1 protein-coding gene and 1 pseudogene are annotated in these 1,425 nt (G+C 67.8%); both read right to left on the bottom strand.

Features of this window, described 5'->3' with window-relative positions; genetic code table 11:
* Positions 1–1,133, bottom strand: a 1,133-nt coding sequence (locus EOA36_RS35380; RefSeq protein ID WP_245464557.1) for an HlyD family type I secretion periplasmic adaptor subunit, incomplete at its 3' end; no start/stop codon positions are given.
* Between the two features lie 12 nt (positions 1,134–1,145).
* Positions 1,146–1,425: pseudogene (locus EOA36_RS37585) on the bottom strand (type I secretion system permease/ATPase); the annotation flags it as partial.

The raw sequence follows: 1,425 nt of genomic DNA, 5'->3' as shown, positions 1-1,425 counted from the left end.
GTATAGTAGCTGATGCCGGTGCGCTGGTCGGTCGTCGTGTCCGGCGAGGTTCGTTCGACCGTCCCGTTGATCTGCGGCGTGGTGCGCTGGTTGAAGGCCGAGAAGCGCAGCGCCGCCGGCTGGCCGACCCACAGCTGGTCGATGTCGCTCGGCGCGATCTTGGCCTCGACCGTCAGGCTGTCGCTGTCGGGCACGATCTGCATGATCGTCTGGCCAGGGGTGATGACGCCGCCGACGGTGTGGGCGATGGATTGCTGCACGATGCCGTCCTGCGGCGCGCGGATGTCGATGCGCCTGAGCTGGTCCTCGGCGGCGATCTTGCGCTCCGTCAGTTCGCCGACCTTGCCGTCGATCTCGCGCAAATCCTTGTTGACGTCGGTGCTGAGTTCGAGGTCGATCTGGAGGATCTGCAAATTGATCTCGGCGATCTTGCCCTGGGCCTGCGCCAGGGCCGCCGTCAACTGGCCGCGCTCGCCATCGAGCCGCGCCGACTCGCGCTCCATGGCGGTCAGGCGGTCGATCGAGATCAGCCGCTTCTTCCACAGCGCGCGTATGCTGGCCAGTTCCTCCTCGACAAGCGCGATTTCTTGCGACTTGGCTTCCGCCTGGGCCGTGTCCCCGCCAATCTCTTTCTGCAGCTGCAGGATGCGCTCCTGCAACTGGCCCTTCCGGCCGGAACGATCCGCACGCCTTGTCTCGAAGACCTGTTCCTCGCCGGCGATGATCTCCGCGATCGCCGCATCACCGCGACGATCGAGAATATCTCTGGGGAAGGCGATGGCATCGGCACCCCGGCGCTCCGCTTCGAGGCGCGCCTCGCGTGCCGACAACTGATCGAGGGCCTTGGTGACGACGGCGAGGTTGGCCGCCGGCACGGTGGGATCGAGGCGCACGAGCAGCGCCCCGCGCTTGACACGGTCGCCGTCACGCGCCGCGATCTCGCCGACGATGCCGCCGGTCGAATGCTGTACGTCCTTGACGTGGGAATCCACGACGAGGACCCCCGACGCGATGACCGCTCCCGAGATCCGCGTCAGCGAGGCCCAGCCGCCGACGCCGCCGACCAGCACCGCGACCGCGACGAGGCCCCAGCCCATGTAGCGTTGAATGGACTGGTAGGAGGAACTCGGCATCATCCCTCCCCTTTACTCGCCTGCCGCCGCCGCGCCCGGCCGCGGCGCCGGCTCCTCGGTGGCGAGCCTGAGGTGCGGCACGGCGCTCACCGCCGGTTGCGGCCGCGGAAACAGCTTGGCCAAGACATCGTCCTTGAGCCCGAACGCCTGGACGCGGCCCTGGCTCATGGCGAGGATGAAATCGACCGTGCCGAGCGCGCTTGGCCGGTGTGCCACGAGCACGACGATGCCGCCACGTTGCCGCACCGACACAATAGCCTGAAACAGCGCCTGTTCGCCTTCGGCGTCGAGG

The sequence above is a fragment of the Mesorhizobium sp. M8A.F.Ca.ET.021.01.1.1 genome (assembly GCF_003998025.1).
In the GTDB taxonomy this organism is placed as follows: domain Bacteria; phylum Pseudomonadota; class Alphaproteobacteria; order Rhizobiales; family Rhizobiaceae; genus Mesorhizobium.
The sequence above is the reverse complement of the archived record's forward strand: the minus strand, read 5'-3'. Positions and strand labels throughout refer to the sequence as shown.